General features: G+C 62.0%; 1 protein-coding gene. It reads right to left on the bottom strand.

Features of this window, described 5'->3' with window-relative positions; genetic code table 11:
• Positions 1–250: 250 nt before the first annotated feature.
• Positions 251–2,189, bottom strand: a 1,939-nt coding sequence (gene mgtA / locus VIM98_RS14935; RefSeq protein WP_331993902.1) for a magnesium-translocating P-type ATPase, incomplete at its 5' end; no start/stop codon positions are given.

The raw sequence follows: 2,189 nt of genomic DNA, 5'->3' as shown, positions 1-2,189 counted from the left end.
GGAACCTCTAAGAACTGGCTCTTCTGTGGGAGCGACTTTCGTCGCGACGATCGTGCCTTATCGCAAGTCCTTGTCGCGACTGAAGTCGCTCCCACAACGATAGGATCCGTTTTCGCTGTGTCCAAGTCATTGACAGGTTTTAGGCGTTTGCCAGTACGGTGCATTTCAAGCGGCATAGGTAGCTTGCCGCGAGGGTTCGCTCCTCGCAACCTCCCCCTGTGAACAGGGGGAGGAGCCAGAAGTCGTCGCTTTAGAGCCAGCGGCCGTAGCGGCGGATATAAATGGTCTTTACGACCTGGGTCAGCACCGCATATGCAAGCACCGTCACCGCCACCCAGCCGAAGTAGACCAGCGGCAGGGAGACGAAACCGAAGTGCTTGCCCAGGCCGGTGAAGGGCAGCACCAGGCCGATCAGGATGGTCGCCGTGGTGAGCGCCAGCACCGGCGCCGAGGCACTGCTCTGCAGGAACGGAATCTTGCGCGTGCGGATCATGTGCACGATCAAGGTCTGCGTCAGCAAGCTCTCGACGAACCAGCCCGTCTGGAAGAACGCCTGGTGTTCCGGCGAGTTCGCGCCGAACACATGCCACAGCAACAGGTACGTGGTGATGTCGAAGATCGAACTGACCGGTCCGATCCACACCATGAAACGGCCGATGTCGCTGGCGTCCCACTTGCGCGGCTTGCGCAGGTACTCCTCGTCCATCCGGTCGAACGGAATGGACAACTGCGAGGTGTGGTACAGCATGTCCAGCACCAGCAGATGCAGCGGCAGCATCGGCAGGAACGGCAGGAACGCGCTCGCCACCAGCACCGAGAACATGTTGCCGAAGTTGGAGCTGGCGGTCATCTTGATGTACTTGATGATGTTGCCGAAAGTCACGCGACCTTCGATCACGCCCTCCTCCAGCACCATCAAGTTCTTTTCCAGCAGGATAATATCCGCCGATTCCTTGGCGATGTCGGTCGCGGTATCCACCGAGATGCCCACATCGGCTTCGCGCAATGCCGGCGCATCGTTGATGCCGTCGCCGAGGAAGCCCACGGTGTGGCCCTGGCGGCGCAGCGACTTGACCACGCGCGCTTTCTGCAGCGGCGACATCTTGGCGAACACGGTGGTGCGATGGACCAGTTCGTCGAGCTCCTCGTCGGTCATCGGCTCGATGTGCTTGCCCTGCACGGAGTGCTCGACATCCAGGCCTACTTCGCGGCAGATCTTGCGCGTCACCGCTTCGTTGTCGCCGGTGATGACCTTCACTGCTACGCCATGATGATTCAATGCAGCGATCGCAGTGGCCGCGGTGTCCTTCGGCGGATCGAGGAATGCGAGGCAACCGACCGCGGTCAAGCCTGTCTCGTCGGCGACGCCATACGCACGGTGGGCCGGCGGCTGTTGCTTGACCGCCACCACCAGCACGCGCAGGCCGTCCTCGTTGAGGCGGCGCGTCATGGCCTTGATCTCGGCGCGCAGCTCATCGGTCATCGGCTGGATTTCGTCGCCCGTCTTGGCGTACGCGCAGATCGACAGCATTTCTTCGACGGCGCCCTTGCATACCAGCATCTCGTCGGCCGCTTCCTTGCTCACCACCACCGACATACGGCGGCGCTGGAAGTCGAATGGGATTTCGTCGACGATGCGGTATTCCTGCGCGAGACTCTCCAGGTCGCGGTGCTCCAGCACCGCCTTGTCCATCAGGTTCTTCAGGCCCGTCTGGAAACGGCTGTTGAGGTAGCCGTAGGTCAGGGCTTCGTCCGATTCCTCGCCGTACAGATCGAGGTGACGCTCCAGCACGATCTTGTCGAGCGTGAGCGTGCCGGTCTTGTCCGTGCATAGCACGTCCATCGCACCGAAGTTCTGGATCGCGTTCAGGCGCTTGACCACCACTTTGCGCTTGGACATGGCGATGGCGCCCTTGCCCAGGTTGGCGGTGACGATCAGCGGCAACATTTCCGGCGTCAGGCCCACGGCCACCGACAGCGCGAACAGGAAGGCCTGTAGCCAGTCGCCCTTGTCCAGGCCGTTGATCACGAACACGATCGGCACCATCACCGCCATGAAGCGGATCAGCAGCCAGCTCACGCTCTTTACGCCGCGGTCGAAGCTGGTCTGCACGCGCTGACCGACCACGGTACGCGCCAACGAACCGAGGTAGCTGCGCATGCCCGTGGCCACGACCACGGCGGTGGCC

Source organism: Dyella sp. (assembly GCF_036568765.1).
Classification (GTDB): domain Bacteria; phylum Pseudomonadota; class Gammaproteobacteria; order Xanthomonadales; family Rhodanobacteraceae; genus GSA-30.
This window is presented reverse-complemented; position numbering and strand designations above follow the sequence as displayed.